The 21,665-nt window shown below is 42.7% G+C and carries 9 protein-coding genes; 4 read left to right on the top strand and 5 right to left on the bottom strand.

Going from position 1 to position 21,665, the window contains the following annotated elements; genetic code table 11:
- Positions 1–36 precede the first annotated feature (36 nt).
- From B2107_RS00660 to B2107_RS00650, 3 genes are read left to right on the top strand one after another with little or no spacing between them, the layout of a single operon-like run.
- Positions 37–1,116 carry an efflux RND transporter periplasmic adaptor subunit gene (locus B2107_RS00660; RefSeq protein ID WP_293952158.1) on the top strand — a complete coding sequence of 360 codons (1,080 nt, stop codon included), beginning with the start codon at positions 37–39 and terminating at the stop codon, positions 1,114–1,116.
- 16 nt (positions 1,117–1,132) lie between these two features.
- On the top strand, positions 1,133–4,294 hold the full coding sequence (locus tag B2107_RS00655) for an efflux RND transporter permease subunit (RefSeq protein ID WP_293952156.1): 3,162 nt from the start codon (positions 1,133–1,135) through the stop codon (positions 4,292–4,294).
- Positions 4,287–5,726 carry a TolC family protein gene (locus B2107_RS00650; protein ID WP_293952154.1) on the top strand — a complete coding sequence of 480 codons (1,440 nt, stop codon included), beginning with the start codon at positions 4,287–4,289 and terminating at the stop codon, positions 5,724–5,726. The genes B2107_RS00655 and B2107_RS00650 overlap by 8 nt, the downstream gene beginning before the upstream one ends.
- A gap of 75 nt (positions 5,727–5,801) precedes the next feature.
- Here B2107_RS00650 and B2107_RS00645 read toward each other — a convergent pair whose 3' ends face one another.
- Positions 5,802–11,801, bottom strand: a complete 6,000-nt coding sequence (locus B2107_RS00645; RefSeq protein WP_293952152.1) for an alpha-2-macroglobulin family protein — start codon at positions 11,799–11,801, stop codon at positions 5,802–5,804.
- A 309-nt stretch (positions 11,802–12,110) separates the two neighbouring features.
- Here B2107_RS00645 and B2107_RS00640 point away from each other — a divergent pair, with 309 nt between their 5' ends.
- Positions 12,111–12,608 carry a DinB family protein gene (locus B2107_RS00640; protein ID WP_293952150.1) on the top strand — a complete coding sequence of 166 codons (498 nt, stop codon included), beginning with the start codon at positions 12,111–12,113 and terminating at the stop codon, positions 12,606–12,608.
- Positions 12,609–13,043: 435 nt separating this feature from the next.
- Here the strand turns inward: B2107_RS00640 and B2107_RS00635 are convergent, their stop codons facing one another.
- The 4 genes from B2107_RS00635 to B2107_RS00620 form a co-directional block, all read right to left on the bottom strand.
- Complete coding sequence (locus B2107_RS00635; protein ID WP_293952148.1) at positions 13,044–14,756, bottom strand: RagB/SusD family nutrient uptake outer membrane protein; 1,713 nt, start codon at positions 14,754–14,756, stop codon at positions 13,044–13,046.
- Between the two features lie 39 nt (positions 14,757–14,795).
- A complete protein-coding gene (locus tag B2107_RS00630) occupies positions 14,796–17,804 on the bottom strand; it encodes a SusC/RagA family TonB-linked outer membrane protein (protein WP_293952147.1) in 3,009 nt (1,002 codons plus the stop codon).
- Positions 17,805–18,267: 463 nt separating this feature from the next.
- Entirely contained in the window at positions 18,268–20,274 is a 2,007-nt protein-coding gene (locus B2107_RS00625) for a DUF2264 domain-containing protein (protein ID WP_293952145.1), read from the bottom strand.
- A 14-nt stretch (positions 20,275–20,288) separates the two neighbouring features.
- A complete protein-coding gene (locus B2107_RS00620; protein WP_293952143.1) occupies positions 20,289–21,626 on the bottom strand; it encodes a BNR repeat-containing protein in 1,338 nt (445 codons plus the stop codon).
- Positions 21,627–21,665 lie beyond the last annotated feature (39 nt).

Below are 21,665 nucleotides of genomic sequence, written 5' to 3'. Positions count from 1 at the left end.
ATTTTTCGAAAATAATTAAAAACTATCATCATGTTCATGAGAAGCTTCATGTATACAAGCCTGTGCCTTATTATGCTATCGACAAGCTGCCAGTCAGAAAAAAAAGAGAAAAAAGAAGCTGCAGTTTTCAACGTTACTACACCTTTGGTCAAAGATACCATCGTCAATAAAGATTATGTCGCCCAAATCCGTTCGATTAACCATATTGAACTCCGCGCGCAGGAGAAAGGTTACATTCAATCGATATTTGTCGACGAGGGTCAGTTTGTACAAAAAGGACAACCCCTCTTTAAAATCATGCCCAACCTCTATGAGTCCGATGTTAATCGCGCCAAAGCCGAGGTAAAATATGCTGAAATCGAATATCAGAACACCAAAAACCTGTCTGAAAAAGATATTGTAGCGCCGCAGGAAACTGAAATGGCAAAAGCAAAATATGAAAAAGCCAAAGCTGAGTTAGCCGCTATGAATACGCACCTCAAATTTACCGACATCGTAGCACCATTCTCAGGAATTGTTGGTAAGCTACATGTGCGTAAAGGAAGTCTTGTGGATGAGGGCGAGTTGATCACTGAGCTGTCCGACAATAGTAAGATGTGGGTTTACTTCAATGTCCCCGAAGTGGAATACCTCAACCAAATGGACGCAAAAAAAGACAATAGCCCACTGCATGTACGGTTAAACATGGCCAATGGAAAAGAATTTGGTCATGAGGGGATTGTCGAGACCATCGAATCAGACTTCAATAATGAAACGGGAAATATTGCCTACCGAGCGACTTTCCCTAATCCAAAGGGCTTATTACGCTATGGCGAGACAGGGAATATTGTCATTACATCCCCCTATAACAATGCGCTTATGATCCCCCAAAAAGCGACTTTCGAGGAGCTTGAAAAAAAATATGTATATGTTATCACAAAAGATAATAAAGTAAAAGCTAGGGAAATAAAAGTTGCTGCCGAACTGCCACATATCTATGTTGTTTCTTCCGGATTGAGTAAGGACGAAAAGATTCTGCTGAATGGACTTCGCATGGTACAGGAAAACCAGACTATTGAATCCAAATATCAGACGCCGGAGAAAGTCATGTCAAACTTAGATTTATATGCAGAGTAATTAAAAAAGCAGCATCATGTTTAAAAAAGTAATACATCGACCGGTATTTGCTATTGTCATATCGGTTGTCATCCTATTTATTGGAGGTCTGGCTATCAAGCAACTTCCTACAGAGCAATTTCCGAAAATCGCACCGACCACAGTTGCGGTATCTATTGCCTACCCTGGTGCAAGTGCGGATGTACTTGTAAAATCGTCACTGATTACCCTTGAGAATGCCATCAACGGTGTACAAGGAATGCGCTATATCGCCACAGATGCAACCAGTGCAGGTGAAGCGACCGTAAACGTTGTATTTGACCCCGGCACAAATCCCAACGATGCCGTCGTATTGGTCAAAACCCGGGTGGATCAGGTGATGCCACTTCTGCCTGAACTTGTCCAAAAGGAAGGGGTCGTCGTTAATCCAATTCAGCCGAGTATGTTGATGTACGTGAATCTCTACAGTACAAATAAAAGTATGGACGAAAAGTTCCTATACAATTATGCAACAGTAAATATCATTCCCGAAATCAATCGTATCCATGGTATCGCCAAATCGCAGATTTTGGGTAGCCGTAGATATGCCATGCGTGTCTGGTTAAATCCCGATCGTATGCGCGCCTATAGCTTGTCAGTTGATGAAGTGATGAAAGCAATAGGAGAACAGAGTATCATCGGACGCCCCGGTCGACTGGGACAAAGCTCGGGTATTGCAGCGCAATCACTCGAATATGTCCTAACCTATAAAGGACAATACAATACACCTGAAGAATACGATAATATTATCGTTCGCGCAAACGGCGACGGTGAAAACATCAAGTTAAAAGACGTGGCTAAAGTCGAACTGGGGAGTGAATTTTTTGATATCTATTCCAATTTGGACGGGCATCCGTCGGCTTCGATCGTGTTGAAACAGAACTATGGTAGTAATGCCAATGACGTTATCAAAGATGTAAAGGCCAAACTTGCTGAAATGAAAGGAAACTTTCCGCCAGGTATAGACTATAAAATCAGCTATGACGTATCCCAATTCCTGGATGCTTCGATCGAACAGGTGATGCATACCCTACGCGATGCTTTTATTTTAGTTGCTATTGTCGTGTTTATTTTCCTGGGCGACTGGCGTTCGACTTTAATTCCGATTATCGCCGTGCCCGTTTCGTTGATAGGTACATTCTTCGTCATCCAATGGTTCGGCATGTCGATCAACTTAGTGACCTTGTTTGCGTTGGTGCTTGCCATCGGGATTGTCGTAGACAATGCCATTGTAGTCATTGAAGCCGTACATGCCAAAATGGAAGAAAGTGCCATATCGCCGTACAGTGCTGTAAAAGAAGTCATGGCCGAAATCGCAGGTGCTATTATCGCCATTACAGCTGTTATGGTAGCCGTTTTTATCCCCATTTCATTTATGACAGGTCCTGTCGGAACATTTTACCGTCAATTTTCAATTACCATGGCAAGTTCCATCGTGATATCGGCCGTAGTCGCGTTAACACTTACTCCTGTGCTTGCCGCAATGTTATTAAAAAATAACCACGGTAAACCAAAAAAATCAAACGTATTCACTAAATCTCTTGACGTTTTTAACCGAACTTTCGATAAAATAACCGGCAAATATGCCTCCTTACTTCGTAAAATTGCCAGCCGAAGAGTGGTGACATGGGGTATCTTAATCGCTTTCTGTGTCGGCATTTTCGTCATTAACAAAACGCTACCAGGAGGTTTTATACCGAGTGAGGATCAAGGTACAATATATGCCATTATTCAGACGCCTCCAGGATCAACGCTCGAACAAACCAACAAGCTTTCCAGAGAGCTCCAAAAGATTTGTCAAGGGGTAGATGGGGTTGAATCTGTCTCATCACTGGCAGGTTATGAAATCATGACCGAAGGCCGTGGATCGAATGCCGGAACCTGTCTTATCAACCTCAAAACCTGGGGTGAACGTGAACATTCAGTGAAGGAGATCATGGAAGAACTCGAAGAAAAATCTAAAAATTTAGGAGCCACAGTAGAGTTCTTCGAACCTCCTGCTGTTCCGGGTTTTGGTTCTTCAGGTGGTTTCTCCATGCGCCTACTCGACCTCAATAGAACCACCGATTACCAAGATTTCGATAAAGTGAATAAAGCATTTATCGCCAATCTCAAGAAACGTAAGGAACTGACTGGAGTCTTTACTTTCTTTGCCGCCAACTACCCGCAATACGAACTGGTTTTTGACAATAATGCGGCTATGCAGAAAGGAGTCTCGATAGGTAAAGCCATGGATAATCTCAATATCCTTATCGGTAGTACCTATGAACAGGGCTTTATCCGTTTTGGTCAATTCTTCAAGGTCTATGTACAATCATCACCAGAATTTAGAAGGTTACCTTCGGATATCATGAACCTATACGTCAAAAACGATCATGATCAGATGGTTCCTTATTCGGCCTTTATGACCCTTAAAAAAACACAGGGACCAAATGAGATTACTCGTTACAATATGTACAATTCAGCCGCCATCCGCGGGCTTCCGGCCAATGGATATACAACGGCCGATGCCATTCAGGCAATCAACGAAACCGCAGTTCAGACATTACCGCACGGCTACAAGGTGGCGTGGGAAGGCCTCTCCTACGATGAGGCACAACGTGGAAACGAAGCTATTTATGTCTTTCTAGTCGTCTTAGTTTTCGTTTATCTTGTACTTGCTGCGCAGTACGAAAGCTTCATCATCCCGTTTGCGGTATTGTTATCGCTACCAGTTGGTGTATTTGGATCGTTCTTCCTCTTAAAAGCTATGGGACTTGAAAATGACATCTATGCACAGGTCGGGCTGATTATGATTATTGGTTTATTGGGTAAAAATGCCGTGCTCATTGTGGAATTTGCCGTGAAAAGGCGACAAGCTGGCGACAGTATATTAGAGGCAGCAATTGAGGGCTCACGAGCACGTTTCAGACCTATTCTCATGACCTCGTTTGCTTTTATCGCTGGACTTGTTCCACTCGTATTTGCCAGCGGAGCTGGTGCCATAGGTAATCACACCATAGGTGCTTCCGCACTTGGGGGGATGCTCGTCGGAACGGTCTTTGGCGTTATCGTGATCCCCGGACTCTACTATATTTTTGCAAAATTGGCTGACGGAAGAAAAATGATTCAAGCCGAAGAAGATTCACCATTAAGCGAAGACATGATACATTATGAATAAGAATAAATTATATCACTATACAGGTTTCGCGCTTTTCTTGATTAGTCTTGCGGCCTGCAAACCACTTGAAATAAAACAACGTACTGAAAATAAAAACGTACCTGAGAAATATAGTAATGCTGAAAGCGACACCTTGAATACTGGAAAAATCAATTGGAAAAACTATTTTAAGGACCCCAACTTACAAGTACTCATCGGGCAGGCATTGGCAAACAACCAGGAGCTACATATTATGCTTCAGGAAATTCAAATTGCCCAAAACGAGGTAAGTGCCAAAAAAGGTGAATATCTACCTTCTGTTGGTGTAAAAGTTGGTGCCGGAGTCGACAAAGTGAGTCGTTACACGAACATTGGAGCGATGGAAAAGAATACAGAAATCGAACCCGGCCGTGAAATGCCTGAACCGCTATTTGATTTTGGAGTAGGTGTACAAGCACAATGGGAAACAGATATCTGGGGTAAACTCCATAACGCAACGAAAGCTCAGTTACAGCGGTATTTTGCAAGTGTAGAAGGCAAAAACTTTATGGTCACTCATCTGATCGCTGAAATTGCAGATTCCTACTATGAACTCCTTGCACTCGACAATGAACTCCTGGTTATCAATGAGAATGTAAAGATTCAAAACAATGCGCTGGCTGTCGTCAATGACTTGAAGAAAAATGCACGATCCAATAAGCTTGCCGTCAAAAGATTTGAAGCCCAGATATTGAAAACCCAAGGTATGCAGTATGACATCAAACAGCAGATCACAGAAACAGAAAATAGAATAAACTACCTTGTTGGAAGATTCCCGCAGCCGGTTCAAAGGGATCAACAATCATTTGATAAGCTTGTTCCGCAAACCGTTTATGCAGGCATCCCGGCCGATCTCTTGGAGAACAGGCCAGATATTAAGCAGGCGGAGTATGAACTTGCTGCAACCAAACTGGATATTAAATCGGCCAAAGCCCGCTTTTACCCGTCTTTGGACATTGCGGCAGGAGTAGGTTTTCAAGCTTTTGATCCGACTTATCTCATTAAGCCAGAATCTTTTCTTTCTTCCCTTGTTGGTGAACTCACCGCCCCTCTGATCAACAAACGGGCAATTAAAGCCGCTTATTACAGCGCAAATGCACGTCAGGTTCAGGCTGTTTACCATTATGAGCAGACGATTCTGGCGGCTTATATTGAAGTTGCCAACCAGCTCTCTAAAATTAAAAACTTAGAGAATGGCCTACAAATTAAGACCAAGGAGGTGGATGCATTAAATGAGTCTATCGGTATTTCCAACGACCTTTTTAAATACGCCCGCGCAGATTATATGGAAGTTCTGCTGACGCAACGCGATGCCCTGGAATCCAAATTTGAGCTCGTGGAGAAGAAGGTCAACCAACTCAAAGCGAGCGTAGCGATATATAGATCCCTAGGTGGTGGATGGGATCATCAATAGCACATTTTTTATTTTTGTTTTTATATGTTGGGGACTTATCGTGTGATAAGTCCCTTTTTTTTTGTAAAAGCATATTTACTCCACCACGATTTCTTTTATTTTATCGTTTCCATAGTATGTCGGAAAATACATTAATTCAGCCTTCGCTGGATTGACTGTATAAGTTCCGGTATAACGAGGTAAAAGTTCGATCTCAAAGGTATGCGCACCTTTCCCCAGTTTGTTGCAAAAAATGACAACACGATCTTTGAAATGCTCTCGGTGCGCCTCGATTCTATAGTATCCATTGGTTTTGGTTTCATAAGAACATCCTGCCGGTATCGAAACTTCGATCTGCACATACTCCGCTTCACCAGTTAACGTTACGCTTGCTTCAAGTTTTACAGGCTTTCCTTCCTTGAGCGCCGCTACCGTAGCACCATTGTCCTTAAAACGCGTTGTCACGGCAAGCCCCTTTTCTTTTTCTACGGCAGGATCTGGATTCCAAAAATGTTGATAGGCTGTCACAAACCCCGGCCCCGTCCCTTCTTTCCGCACTTTAATCTGTTCATCCGACATAAAGCTTTGCGTATACGGAAATGTCGTGATACGTTTGCCATTGATAACCATTACCGGTGCCTGAAAGGACTCACCCTCTTTCAGTAAATCAGGAAGAATACTTCGTATGATACGGGAAGATTCGTAGATATTATACCATTGGTTCTGCTGCCGCTGCGCGAAAAAGTAATTACGGATATTTTCTAAATCCGAATCATGACCACCAATTGATTTTAAGACATGATAAGCCAACAGTGTATTCTCAGTATTGGTCTCCGTAGGTCGCATAAAAAATTTGCCTTTCTGATCTGTTGTAGTTCCAGAAGTCCAATAAAGCCCGCCTAAGATAGTCTTTGAGGCGTATTTAAGAATAGTATCTGCCGCATGAGAATCTTTAAGACCCAGTTTTGAAATCAAGAGATATTTCAACAGTTTATCCTTGATGGTTTTACTTTTCAGTTTTGTATCAATTTCGAAGAAATAGTTTTTGTAATCGGTTTTAGGATCCAACCGGAGTAGATATAGCACGGAGCTAAACAAATTCTCTTTGGCCCCGTAAAGCTGATCTTTATCCAATAGAAAATCCAGCGAAGCCAAGCTGCTTTTCAATAGGGCCTTTTCACGTTCTGCATAGCTCTCCGTATCGATCTCAACCTGGTATCCGGCTTCGCGCGCATCCAGCAGTACCCCGATCACATAGTTGCTGATCCAGGTCACAGTTTCACTCTTGTTCCACCAGCCCCAGCCCTGATTGGCATTTTTGTTTTTCTGTAACTCTTTCAGGAGATCCCTTATTTTCTTATCCTCTGTAAAGGGCTTTCCAATTAATTTAGTTAGCACCTTTTTCGAAAGCAATGCGCTTAACTTGGAGGCCATCTGTTCATTGCAAAGAAATTTGTAACGATCGATCGATTCGATTTCCCGTTGTAAAAATTCCAGCGAATTTGCTTCGGCATGCAAGGTGATCTCGCCTAGCGCCGGAGAAGTTTTAAGCACATACTCTGCCGTACCGTTGAGCACTTTAAAATCTCCTTCATGCTGTTCAAGCCCCTTTTCAAATATCGGAATGCTTCGTTTTTCACCATCAAAATATCCGTTGGACATTCCGATCGAATAAGACAGCTGAATACTGTCACCTTGATTGGCAATGACCGATATACGATCCCGATAGGACTTCGCAATTTTTAACTTTGCCTCCTGCGTTGTTAACCCATTGTTGATGGTACGCGCGAGCTGTAAGCTATCGCTAACATAATTAACAACCCGTCCCATGGCTGTAAACTGGTCACCTCTGATGGCAAATCGGGGAGTTGCCAGATGTGCCGAAACAGCTTTAAAGGATTTGACATTTAGCTCTTTCATGTCGGCGAAATTTTCACCTCCTTTAGCAATAAAGAATGTTCGCCAATTCGTAATATCATCCGGATAGGTCGCTTCAAAATTAGCTCTTCCCTGAGCATCGGTAGTGAGCTTTGGCTGCCAGAATGCATCATCGTGGAAGTTTACACGCAGCGTATTTCCAGATTCCAAATAGAGCATATCCGCCGCACCCCTCGCTACTGCGGCAGTTCCGGCTTTCAGCTGAACCATCACTACACCATTGGCAGCACGAGCACCATATAGGGCAAGCATGGATTGGTCTTTAATCACATTAAATGACGCGATGCTAGCAGGATCAATACTTGAAATATCACCCTCAAAAGGAACCCCATCCACTAAAATTAACGGCTTATCGCTAGGGGAAGGGCTCGCAGCTCCACGAATTCGAATTCCCGCTACCGCACCCTGTAACATAGCCGTAGTTACGCCATCCATCTGAACATCAATCGATTTCGCTGCCGCACGCAATGATTGTCTTTTTTGGACGCCATATCCCATCACAATCACTTCGTCCAATTCATTTTCGCTTGGCTTTAACTCCACGAAATAATCTTTGCCACTGGAGACTTTAACTGTAGCGGTATTGTACCCTAATGCAACGATCTCAAGTACCGTATTTTTATCGTTGGAGAGCTCAATTTCCAGACTACCGTCAAAACTGGTAAAATATTGCTTTTTCGTAGCCCGATCAAGCACTTTAGTGCCAATTAAAGGCGTATCACCGTCATAAACCAGGATCCGCGCAGCCGTGTTGCTCTTTCTTCTCGCGCTAAAGCCTTCCCGGTCTATTTTTAAGCCCTGCAGATCGTTTTCTTGTCCAGTCTGGATAGCATCCCGCAATGGATTGTCCACGGTACGCACAATAATTTCATCCCATACGAGTTTGTAAGCTAACCGGGCTGCCTGGGATGCCTTACTCCATTGGATAGCGTCTAGTTTCAAATAATTCATTCCATGGGCTTTGAGCTCGACTGGCAAACTAAAGGAAGTTGAATCATCCTGTACAATATGCAAAGTAACCTCGCCGACTGGAAGATCTTCAAACGTTCGATGTCCACCGTAAAAGAGCCTAAAATACATCCGCTCTTCGACATTCGTCGGTTCGATAAAGATTAATGTAGGTCGAATGCTTTTTTGTGAAGCATCATTGCCCAACATTAAATTAAGTTTAAAACCAGCATCTTCACGTTCTCTTTTCACCGTAGCAAACTGTGCAAGTCCAGCACTGTTTTGCATCGTCTCCCTAAAACGCTGCTCGACATTTGCCTTGATATCCTCCACCGACCATACTTTCTCCCGAAAATCTAAACTTGGTTTATAGTCATACAGATCCAGCCGGATAAGATTACCATCCCAGCTTTTTTGCTTTTGATAGTTTTTATAGATGCTATATTGATAGCCGCCCTCAATTTCAAACCGGCCAATTTTCGCTGTATCTACCATAAGCATACCTATTTTGGATACACCATTGTACATTTCCGTTCTTGGAAATGGCCCTGCCATCAGCGGAACGGGAACCTGTGTCCGCAACCGATTATTGTAAACGGTTCGCTGTACCGGATTGAGGTAATAGAGATCTCCAGCTGTTTGGATATATGCTGGTCGCTCGATCAGCACATTACTATTGGGTAATTGCCAGGCTCCAAAATTGTTGGTCACGGTGATCAACTGTCGCTTCAATTCGGCCACTTCTTTATCGAAAAGCTTACCCTGTTGCTCTTTTGGCAATCGAAGAACCGAAATATGGCCCTTTCTCCATGCTTTGTCGGGGTAATCAAAACCAATCGTATCTCGTGAAGCATTAAAGGAAACAATGACCTTTTTTCCCTTTTCAACGTAATACCCCTCTACCCGAATGTCACGATCCTTGGTTCTAAACCTAAAATCATGCTGCCCTGGAGCAACCTCAAAAATAGTAGGATTATTTTGCTGATCTTGCTTCGCATAGGTCAGTACACCGTCTATCCAAACCAGATGAATACCTTGCACAGCACCGTTTACCACGATGTAAGGGGATACCTGACTCTTAACAGCATCCAGTGGAAGAGACTCCTGAAAATAGACATCTGGATATAAGAATTGATAAAAGGGAATCGTATCCAACTGCATTACTTTAGACCATTTCACCCAATCTTGCAGCGCTCCCTGATAAACTTTTTCATCATCATCCAAACTAACATGAAGGTTTTGCCCGACCGCCGCCCTGCGCATCAGACCACCGACGGTAACATTTGGCGTCGAGGCTGACTTAAACTTTGAGGTAAAACCATAGGCTGTAATATCGACATCTTTCAAGGGTTTGCCCTTCTTATCCGTAACAGAAAATTCAAACAAAGCCTTCTGCCCCGGATATACTGTCGTGGCGGTATTAACTTCCAAATTTAAATTTTTCTCCACATAGGGCAATTCCTCACGAATAACTTTGGATTTTCCTCCAAAAAGGTAGGTGATCTCCAAGCTGTACCCCTCTTTTCCACGAGCTAAAAATGCGCGATTCAATTCGGTTTCATAGCCTGCAGCAATCATACGACCACCACGATGAACTTGATACCAAAATGGAATACTAGCAGGGTTGCCGACATGCAATAGTACCGAATCTACAGTGCGGTAAAATTGATAATTTAGTTGGACCTGCTGTTGTTCCTCCAAATCAACACTTTTACTAAAACCATTCGATTTGACAACAAGTTCTTTGGCCTGCCAAGGTATTGAAACCAGATTTGGTAAACTTAAATTTTCAGCCTTTAGCACTTCATCATGTTCTCCAAATATCTTGAGCTCAGCAGATGCTGGTTGCTCAATGCCCTTTTCCACATAGTTCAGCGATGCTTGTCCATCTTTGACCGTAACACGGATTTCCTTTTCGCGGTTGAGCCTCCGGAGATCAAGGCTTCGCGCTATTCTTTCATTATCCGAACTTAAATAAGTACCAATAACGCGAAAGGAAATACCAATGTCAGGCGGAAAAATTGAATCCGGTAATACAATCTCCTTTTCTGCCACATCTGCAAGCGAAACACTTCTTTTCCATAATGTATCTGGAATAAAATTGACCTTATTGGCTTTTAAAGTATGTATCAAAACTGGACTAGCCACCACCTGTAAATCGACTTTCCCATCGTATATGGGCATATCATTTTCATTTACTGCTTTCAGTTTCAGCCGTACACTATCTCCTTTGGCATAATCTGTCTTTTCAGAAGTCATCGTAAAGCTTAGACTTTTTAGTTCATAGTCTTCATATCGGAAATGCTGTCGATGCAAGACTAGTTTGGTTTTCGGATATTCCAAAGAAATCCAATAATTTCTATCCAGAGTAAGGCCCAACCCCTTCAAATCAAATGCAAAATTATACATGCCCGGACGATAAGGCGCTAGGCGAGCCAAAATGGTATCCTTCGCATAACCATATCCTCCCGTTAGACGTACGACGATAGAATCACGGTAAGGTTTCGATTTTGCTTTCTCCAGATACGCTTTAAATTTAACTTGCTCATTTGGTTTATACATCGGTTTATTAAAAACCATAAAGCTTTCTGTACCACCAGTTTCTTTTTTATGAAAGATCCGCTGAATTTTCAACCGAGTTCTGAGCCAGCTGTTGCTGATTTTTTTCCATAATGACACCTTATCTTTATAGGGCCAGACCCGTTCTACAGTCAGATAATGATAGACACCCTGGTGTTCAATACTGACGATATCGTCAGTATTTGCATTGGCAGCTGTATAATAATGGAACTTTTTATCGAGTGACATGCGACTTCCGTTCACTTTTACCTGCGCATCTTTTATAATCGTTCCCAAAGAATCGTATAGACAAATCGCAAAAGCTTTCGCAGGAATAATTTTGACATACAGGTTATCGCTGATCAACTCCCGATACATGAGATCTGTTCCATTAGCGCGGACCTCTACATAGTTACCACGTGGTAACACCGGATTTGAGTCTCCAACCTTATATTTTACAATAAAATCGCTGAGCATGGCTTCATCGAATTTTCTTCCATCCAAATGAATCTTTTTTAAAATCTTAGGGCTTAGCTTATAAATATAATAGTCAGCAGAACCGCGTGGACTATCGAATAAGCTCGATTGTCCACAAAGTACAGAAGCATACAACACAGCTAAAAAGCATACTAATATTGATTTCCATTTCATGTTTAGATACTGGCTAAATTCTTTTAAAAATAAATAAAATTAACTAAACCCAAGCACTAGATTCTTTCATCCAGTACTTCAACTCTTGTGCAGGGATGCTGAGAATATCATTATTCCATAAATGAAGAAAAAATACAACTTCAACCGCTCTTTAATCGAAGCTGCAACTTCAGTGTCTGAAGAAAAATCAACAGCGCCCGAACGGGGGCAGCGATTATGCTGACAAACTATTGTCACTCATTGGATTGATCTTTGTTCATATCCCAATGGGAAGTAGGATCAAATTTTTAAATCATAATCAAAAAAAAAATGAATACGTTACAACAATTAAAAGCAGAGTTAGCGAATGAGTATCAAATTACAAGAAACTTTATCGCACTTTTTCCGGTTGGAAAGAATGAGTATGCACCACATCAGAAAAGTATGAAAATGATGCGTCTGGCAACTCACATAGTCGAGGTTTTTGAATGGCCAAGTACCGTTTTAAAAACTTCAGAACTTGATTTTGCCAAAGTTCCTTACGTCCCTACAAGCCTAGCGACATCCGAAGATCTTTTAAAAAAATTGGACGAAGCATACCATGCGGGAATAGACGCCTTAGAAAAAGCGCAAGAGTTAGACTTGGCCGGAAACTGGGCAATTAAAAATGACGGCCATATATTGGCAAGTTGGAGCAAATATGAAGCGATTCGCCACGCATTAAATCAGATCACACATCACAGAGCACAATTAGGCGTGTATTATAGGCTCAACGATATTCCTTTACCAGCGAGTTATGGCCCCTCTGCGGATTCGCAGAATTTTTAGCCCAAAAGTGGGTTGACCAAACCTACACTTTCATCCAAAAAAGTGTAGGTTTTCCTCAAAAATTCCAGTCTTCAAGCGGAGCATTATACCGCAACTTTAATCATACTATCTTTTCCCTTATTATCGTCCAGCACAAGCATAAAATTTAACAAGCACTTTTTCTTCGCAAAATGATTATCCTCCACCTGTAAGACGGACGAGCCTATATTAGTTCTACTCGCAATATGCGGGCTTATAATAATAGTAGGGCAATCCCAAAACGGATGATCTTGCGGTAATGACTATTGATCAAATACATTAACATAAACATCAGTAATGTTATACGACAATAGCATTAATCCTAAAAAAAGGCAATGGGCTGATTCGAGAATCAGCCCATTGCCTGCAAATAGGTTCTTTCACCCAGAAAACAGTCGTTTAATTTGTAGAAAAATGCTATTTATAACCCAGATTTTGTTTCAGGTTGTCACTGTCTTTATTATTCAGCTGAATTTCACTTAAGGGAATAGGTAATAAAGCGTTATAATCCTGAAAACCAGTTGTTATCTTATTTGCGGGTCCCGCATCCCCATTGCGTAAAATCCGTTCTTTCAGTTTATTGGTTCGGACTAAAGTCATCCGACGGTTCTCTTCTGAAATCAGTTCTCTGGCGCGTTCATCTAAGATAAAATCTACCGTCAAATCACTTGAGGCCACTTTACCTAACTGATTATTACCAGACTCTGCGCGTGCTGCTTTAAATGATCGATCACGCAGCTTATTGATATCCTCCGCCGCACCGGCTGCATTTCCCTGCCGCAACCGAGCTTCTGCACGCAGCAAATAGGTTTCTCCAAATCTCATGACTGGCCAGTCTTTCACCAGCGCATAACCAAAATCATCGAGTGGATCATAACCACCCCATTTCGTTGGAAATGGATACCAGACTTCCAAACTATCGGTACGGAAAGGAACGACCTTATCTCCGGTTTTAATGACGATGTTTTTAGTTCCTGCACCTTTTGCAACCCGATAACCATCCGCATCAACACCAATTTCTGCGCTGAAATTCGGACGATTATAATTGGTTGTCCTGCGTATATTGAAATTGCTATTCCGGATATCGCCTTTCAGCCCTTTCCATACCGTATATTTCATAAAATTACTCAACCGTAAACGGCCATTTCCTCTTCCGCCCAGCGAATCAGCATTGACCATACCGTCCCATTTGTGGTAAGCCGGCTGCCATACCCGGCGCTGCTGTGGGTTATCTATTGTACCGCCATTAACCTCTCGGTTATACTCCAACTCAAAAGTCCAGATGGCCTCGGTATTTCCCTGCCTACGGCGCATGTTTCCCTGACGAAACATATCCCTAAAGTAATCACCACCTTCGGCCAGGTATTTGCCATAACGTGCCTCAATCAACTTATAGTTACCACCATTGATAATAGCGGTTGCCATCGTTTCAGCTTGTGCAAAATAGCTTGCGTCACGCATACCAATACGTAAAAAAGCTTCTGCAGCAAGCTGTCTCGCCATATCCTTATTGATTCGGCTAGCTGTACTCGCTGTAGCAAGATCAGGAAGTTCTTTCACGGCATAATTCAAATCATCGGCGATAACCTTGTCAATTTCAGCAACAGCGGTTCGTGTATAATTAAATGAAGGCACTTTAATGGAGCTGGTCAACAGAGGTACATCTCCCCACAAAGTAACCAGCATATTATAGGCGTATGCGCGAAAAAATCGTGCCTCAGCGGCGGCCTTCGGATTGCTATCGCCTACTCCGTCAATGATGAGGTTGGCATTATTAATAAATGCATAGCATTTTTCCCACAAGAAACTTACGCCTCCATTTTCTGAATTGAGATCGGCATATTGGTAAAAAGGATTCTCAACCCCCTCTGTCGATCCAGCACTCGCAATATCCGTCCCGATCTGCCAACAGGAAAGAAATCCTTGCCTGCCACTGTAGCCCCAAAGCTGGGCAAAGTTATAATGTAAACCCAGCAACCTGTTCTCCACTGTCGTCGGATCAACATTCGTTGCATCGTAATTAGAATATGGTTTCTCGTCCAAATAGCCTTTACCACAAGAGCTGGCTCCTACGGATAACAAAGCCAATATGGAAAATAAGGTGGTATAATTGTTAATCGTCTTTTTCATGTGTATGTAATTGATTTTTGAAAAATAAATGTCTAAGCATTAAAAACTAAGGTTAATGCCTAAAACATACGTCCTCACCATTGGATAATTGATATTGTCATCTGTAGAACCGCGTCCGATATCCCGAGCCTCCGGATCCCATCCCAGCCAATTGGTCCAGGTATACAGATTTCGACCGCTTGCATATACTGTCAGCCCCTGAACACCAATTTTTTCCACAAGTGGTTGTGGCATTGTATAGCTTAAGGTTACATCTTTCAAACGGGTGAAACTGGCATTGGAAGGAAAGCCATATCCATGAACATTGGAATGATTCCCCAGCGAACGCCATTCATTACTTTTATTTTCCGGCGTCCAATATCCGAGGGCCGCAGGTGTGCTTCGACGTCCCATCTCGTCCGAGGCAGCACCAATTTGCGGATTATTAAGCAATACACCTTGGACCGTATTGAGAAAAACGTTTAAGGTAAATGCTTTATAAGTAAACGTATTGGTTAAACCTGCAGTCCATTTCGGTGTCGTCTGTCCAAGAACAGATCGATCACCGTCATCAATCTTTCCATCGGCATTTAGATCGGCCAATTTAAGGTCGCCCGCTTGCGCAGCATCATCCCATCCTTTGTTCGCTCCCGACGCGATCTCTTCCTCCTGCCAGATACCCACTTTTGTATAATCATAGATGACTCCGATGGGCTGTCCAATAAACCACCGATTGCCCAAGTCGTCTTTCCCGTTGCCATATACATCCGTGATCTTATTTTTATTACGCGAAAAAACCACTGTACTCGACCAGTTAAATTGATCTTTTACGATATTTTTAGTGTTTAAAGTCAGGTCGATGCCTTTATTCTCAATTTTGCCAATATTCGAATATACTGAGGCAAAACCTGTTAGATTGGGTAGACGTTGTTGAAGAAGTAGATCATAGGTATTGGATTTGTATACGTCAATACTACCTGAGATCCGATTATTGAATAATCCAAAGTCAACACCGGTATTGAACCCTTTCGTCTTTTCCCATTGCAGATTATCATTACCCATCATGGTTCGGATAGTTAAGGCCGTATTTGACAAGCCATTCATCGCTATAGGATACGAATTCATTAAAAATTGAGTCTGATAAATACCGATTGCCTCATTACCCGAAAGACCATAAGAAATACGCCATTTTAAATTATTGACAATATGTTTGGCATTTTGCATAAAGGATTCGTTATGCAAATTCCACGCTGCTGCTGCGGATGGAAAAGTACCATACTTGTTGTTTCTGCCGAAAACGGATGCACCATCCCGGCGAACGGTAAAGGTCATCATATAACGACTATCGTACGCATAATTTAAACGGCCCATTTGTGAGATCGAACGGTATAAATCTGCCTGTGAAGAAACCTTTTGCGTTGAAGCCGCCCCTAGATTTCCCCAACCAAGTGCATCATTGGGAAAAACCTCGCCCGTTGCAATTGCCTGTTGCCAATATTTGCTTTTTGCCGCATATAGCCCGGTAAAGTCAATATGGTGCTTACCAAAATCTTTGGTATAGGTCAATATATTTTCTAACGTATAAGTCTGTGTTTCATTATTGGTTATGCGTCCAAAACCAGCAAAATTATATACCGACTCACCTTCGTATACATTGTTTCTAACCGGCACAAAGGAGTAACCTGCATTCAACTTATATTTCAACCCTGTCAATGGTTTGTACAATTCACCAAAATTCAAATCGGCATAGCCATTCAGGCTAATGTTAAATTGACGGCGCTGTGGATCTAAGGTTGTTGGCAACAAAGGGTTGGACCAGAGTTGCTCCGAGTACATCGGGTATTGTGTTAAAGAGCCATCCTCATTATACATTCTGGCGTAGGGACTCATTGCCGCAGCTTGCAACAAATTAGCCCGTCCACCATCTCTATTGTGTGCAACGATAAAGGAGGACGTACCCACCGAAAGGTATTTGGTGGCCTTAAAATCGGTATTTGTACGGAACGAATAACGCTTGTAATTGTAACCCAACAAAACTCCTTTTTCATTTAAATAATCGCCCGACACAAAATATTTGGCATTTTCACTACCGCCCGATAAACTGACATTGTGGTTTTGTATGACGCCTGTCTGCGTAACCGCATCCAGCCAATCCGTCGTTACGCCATTCTTATAATTGTCATACTCGTATTGATTGCGCACCGGACCGCCATTGTACAAACTCGTGTTGGTGATACGGGCATATTCCGCATAACGCTTTAACAGTTCCTCGCCAGATACAGGTTCGAGGATGTGCGCTATATTTTCTACCCCGCCATAGCCACTGTACCGAATGGACGGTTTACCGGTTGTTCCTCTCTTTGTGGTAATCAATATCACACCGTTCGAACCATTTACACCATAAATAGCCACAGCGGAAGGATCTTTCAGGATTTCGACGGATTCAATGTCATTGGGATTGATATCATTAATAGAGCCATCCGTACGAGACAATGGTATGCCATCTACTACAATGTAAGGTTGGGAATTTGCATTAATTGAATTTCTTCCTCTTACCTGCACCGAGGGCGCATCACCAGGAATCGATGATGCCTGAGATACCGTCACATTAGACACCGCACCCTGAATGGCCTGCATGACATTGTTGACAGGGATCTTTGATAGACGGTCTTTAGGAACTGAAGCGACCGAACCGGTTATATCCGATCGTTTCTGACTACCATAGCCCACCACCACAAGCTCTTCCAGAACATTTTCTGCAGGTACAAGTGCAACGTCCAGATTGGCCTGCTGCCCTATGGTGATCTGCTTCTCTTTAAAACCAACGGAGGTGATGATTAAGGTACTACCTGGGGATGCCTGAATTGAAAAATTCCCCTGTCCATTAGTTTGCACAGTTTCCGCACCGCCTTTTACGCGAATCGTAACACCTGCAATTCCCTTGCCCGAGGTATCTTTAACAACCCCTTTCACATTTGCACTTTGCCCGTAACTGGATAGGGCTATCAGAAAAAGGCTGTTCAATAAAATGCCCTTTTTTGAATATCGATTATAATAATGTTTTAACATAATTTATTAATAAATGATTTGGTTAGTTTTTCATATTCTTAATGATTCTGGAATAAACCTAGCAATGCCAGAATATTCAATGCATACGCTTCTCAAGTTGAATTCATAGCTTGTCGTTTATAATTGGTGTCCTTGTTTCCTTCAAAAAATAGTGCGCAAATCTTAGAAGAAAACAAGTGAATAATTCCGCCCAAAATTGTTTTGAGCACAAGACAAAATTACCTTTGAAGCCAGATTTTGGTGTTCGATTTTAGTTCAATTGAGTTGAAATTCGCTTCAAAATGCTGAAAAATCAATATTAAACAATAATAAGCCACTTCATGACAGTGCGATAGTCTAAACAGCCAGGCTTAAAAAGCCACGTTCAATCGAGCAACACAGGTGATAAGGATATCCTTCTTTGACCACAAAAAAGGGTTGCCATTTTTTTGGCAACCCTGGTACACTTTACAGCTACTACTTGTTAAATGCGCGTGGGAAAGATGTATTTCTCTCCGTTACGCCAGCGAATTTCCACTTTCTTATCCGTTGCTTCCAATTGCGGAAAAAGCTCTTCATTCGTCCATTTTTCTCCCGATTTCTTCCACAACTGCAAGGTGACATACCATTTTCCTGGCGACTTTTCTCCACCTACAAAACAATTCAATACAGCACTCTCTTGCGCTACAGGATGAAGTCCTCGGCAACTTAAGTTTTCCATTCCCTCCCAACCCATGAGCCTTACCATAGCCAATTGGTATTGCCCATTATCTAAAATCATCGCCTCATTGCCGTTATACTCAATTTTTTCTGAAAGGATAGGATAATCCTTCCATTTTGGGAGGGCATAATGCCCCAGCCGTAAGGCCAAAGGCTTATCGGAAAGTAATTGATCACATCTCAAAATTCCATTTGCTATTGTCCGTTCCGCCAAAAATAGATGGATACTCGTGTCTGAGGCCAAGGTCGCCCTACGGCGATAAACTCCTGCCTCGTACCCACCAAATTGATACATACGAAGTGATTCCCACTTGCCCGGTTGGGTCTGAAAGGTATAATTCATTGCAATTTCCCCGTTCTTGCCATCGGCCTGCCAAGGAAAAGCACTATTATAAGAAAGCTTATTGTAATTTTCCGTCCCTTGATAATAGCCAATGTCCCTACTGGTGTTCCAAGATCGGATTTCGGAGGCACCGATGCTATCATAATCAGTGATCAACATTTGGGCTCCCTCCACATAGGTATTCAACACCTTCGCATCTGGAATCTGACGATCCCAGGCACCCTGATTTTCTGAAGCTGTCCAAAAACTGCTATTTTCCGGAACCAATAGACCTAAAAAGAATTTCCCCAGCCAATACGCACTTCCCCGGCAACTATACTCCTGTACCGCAGGATCAAAAGCGCCATAAAAGCCCAGGTTGGGAATACCGTCCGAAAGAAAATCCGGATGCGCTAAAAATTGCAACAAAGTACCCGAAGCAATTCTCCGCATCCAACCATAATTGATGGAAGGGTCATCCAGTAACCCCAATAATGGAAAGGGTACTGCGGCCCCCATACGATATGAAATGCTACGGCCCCACATAATCATTTCACCATTACGGCTAAATAAATAGGGATAACTTTTCACCACATCACGCAAATTCGATTTGAACTTTGCAGCAAGTTCAGGGTACATTGTCGCACCATAGTTAGCAGCCCAAAGCGATCCATACAGCTGAAAAGCCCACATACTGTAGTAATCGTAGTAAGGACTATCATTATACCAGCCATCGCCCCTATAATCTTGAAGACATTTTTCCAATAAATCCTTCAGGTACTCCTCCCGAACAGGATAACCTCTACTTTTAAAAAAGCTTAGAATCATAATATTGAAAAATCGCCAATTCATCTGTATCGTTGGTCCATTACCGTAACTCAGCATCGTTTGTGCGAGTTCATCTTTAGTATGTTGTGGCAACGGATCCCAAAGCACTTCAGGCGCTGCCATTAGCGCCACAGCCAAACCTCCAAATTCGACCAGCTTTTGACTCGGTCCGCCTTTTTCTGGAAGTGGAGCAATATAGCTTTCGGAGCCCTTATGCAATAGCAGTTCCAGTTGATGCCTATAATAATCTGCTACGCGAATACCTCGGATCTCGTAGTCGGCATTTTTCTTTAAAAGCGGCACAGCGATGAAAAGCGTACGGCAAAGACCCTCTAGTCGTTCTGTTTCATTGTGCACCCCATCTCTAGGATAGCTACGTCCAGGCTGCTTGGGAAACAACATGGGACTATTTAAGTCGCTAACGACAGAAAATGCCCCTTCCAACAGATAGGATGCAGCATCCATCCAATGCTGGCGTGTCAGTCCAGTGTAAGGACTTTTTTTAAAATCGGGATTTTTCACTTCGAAAACTGAACTATTCTGGCTCAGAGCGGTTGTTGCGAATCCAATAAAAACGCAGCTCAACACCAGCAGTCTAAGTAGGCTCTGTTTTATTTTCATGTTGCTTAATTTGATCATTTTGTTCTCGCTTTGTCGCGCCATTCCAGCACTTTTACTGCAGTGGGCTCCGTTTCTGCTAATCCCTCCCCATCTTTCTGTACCGTAGCTTGTACGAATAGCGCAATTTTACGTTTCTTTCGCCACAACTCGGTATCGTAAGTTGGTTCCCACGCCCCTACAGATTCTTGACACAGATCAGTAATCATGGGGGATGCTTGCTGCATACCCTGTAACGTCAAAATCGAAGGCCGGCTGCCCCTTTCCTGGTCGCGAAAGATCAATGTTAATGCAATCTTCTTATCCTTACCCCGAACCAATAGCTGTGGTCTTGCAATAGGAATCTCCTTTGTACCACCACCACTTAAGCTAAATGGGGTTTTTCTAAAATCAAAAGATCGCACCTTCCATTGACCATCCTCTAAATAAATCACTTTATATTGCGGAATGTCTGATGCTGGAGCACGCCAGTACGTTGCAATAAAAGGATTCCCGCTATCGTCAGCAGCGATGGAAGTCTGATTGATTAATTCGTGCCGTTCCGGAATCCGGGCAGCATACTCTGCTGTAGATGCTTTCATGGGCAGGTCATATCTTATTCCGTCGCTTCGCTCCCATGTTAATCCACCATCCTTTGAACAAGCATAAGCCATATCATGATTGCTCGCTACATTTGGACTTTCACGCCAAACCCAAGAGAGGTGTATCGTCCCGTGTTTATCGACATAACTTTGCCAATAGGCATTTCTTTTTCCCTCTCCATCAATTAAATTGCTATGGATACGTTTCCATTGCTGCTGTTTACTATCGTAACTATTCACCACAAGATTGCCATTCCCGGATCCACCATCCCGATATAGAAATAACAGCTGACCATCGGGCATTTTTAAGAATTCAGGATAAGTCACCCGTGTTTCATTTTGACCTACCATAATCCGCTCTTCACCAAGCACAAGACTATTCGGATGGATAGACCGCGCATAGCGCAATCGACTATTGTGCTGATCCCAGCACACATGGAGATACCCTTCCTGGTCCACCATGATGCTGATCACATTATGTGCATCTTTGGCATTGCCGGTATAACCTGTGCGACGCAGCTGCCAAAGTTTACCGGAAAGTAGGCGTCGCCCTAAAACGACATATCCCTGCCCATCGTAATAGGCTATATATTGATATTTGCCGTTGCTGGTTAGGGAATTTTTTCGAAATACAGCGGTGTTGACCGTATTCTTAGCCCATCCGTTTCCGGCTATTGTTTCCTTAATTTCTTGTCCTTGCACGGCACAAAGAATCAAGAGGAATGCAGCGCACAGCATTCCAATTCTACCTATTTGACTACGATATCTTTTCATTCATTCTGTTAATTGAGCCTGAAATATTGGTTTCAGAGC

It is taken from the genome of Sphingobacterium sp. UBA7855 (assembly GCA_002500745.1).
Lineage (GTDB): Bacteria > Bacteroidota > Bacteroidia > Sphingobacteriales > Sphingobacteriaceae > Sphingobacterium.
This window is presented reverse-complemented; position numbering and strand designations above follow the sequence as displayed.

Bases quoted from the DNA above. Each gene is read 5' to 3' on its own strand.
- B2107_RS00660 (WP_293952158.1), top strand. From the start codon at position 37: ATGAGAAGCTTCATGTATACAAGCCTGTGCCTTATTATGCTATCGACA.
- B2107_RS00655 (WP_293952156.1), top strand. From the start codon at position 1,133: ATGTTTAAAAAAGTAATACATCGACCGGTATTTGCTATTGTCATATCG.
- B2107_RS00650 (WP_293952154.1), top strand. From the start codon at position 4,287: ATGAATAAGAATAAATTATATCACTATACAGGTTTCGCGCTTTTCTTG.
- B2107_RS00645 (WP_293952152.1), bottom strand. From the start codon at position 11,801: ATGAAATGGAAATCAATATTAGTATGCTTTTTAGCTGTGTTGTATGCT.
- B2107_RS00640 (WP_293952150.1), top strand. From the start codon at position 12,111: ATGAATACGTTACAACAATTAAAAGCAGAGTTAGCGAATGAGTATCAA.
- B2107_RS00635 (WP_293952148.1), bottom strand. From the start codon at position 14,756: ATGAAAAAGACGATTAACAATTATACCACCTTATTTTCCATATTGGCT.
- B2107_RS00630 (WP_293952147.1), bottom strand. From the start codon at position 17,804: ATGTTAAAACATTATTATAATCGATATTCAAAAAAGGGCATTTTATTG.
- B2107_RS00625 (WP_293952145.1), bottom strand. From the start codon at position 20,274: ATGAAAATAAAACAGAGCCTACTTAGACTGCTGGTGTTGAGCTGCGTT.
- B2107_RS00620 (WP_293952143.1), bottom strand. From the start codon at position 21,626: ATGAAAAGATATCGTAGTCAAATAGGTAGAATTGGAATGCTGTGCGCT.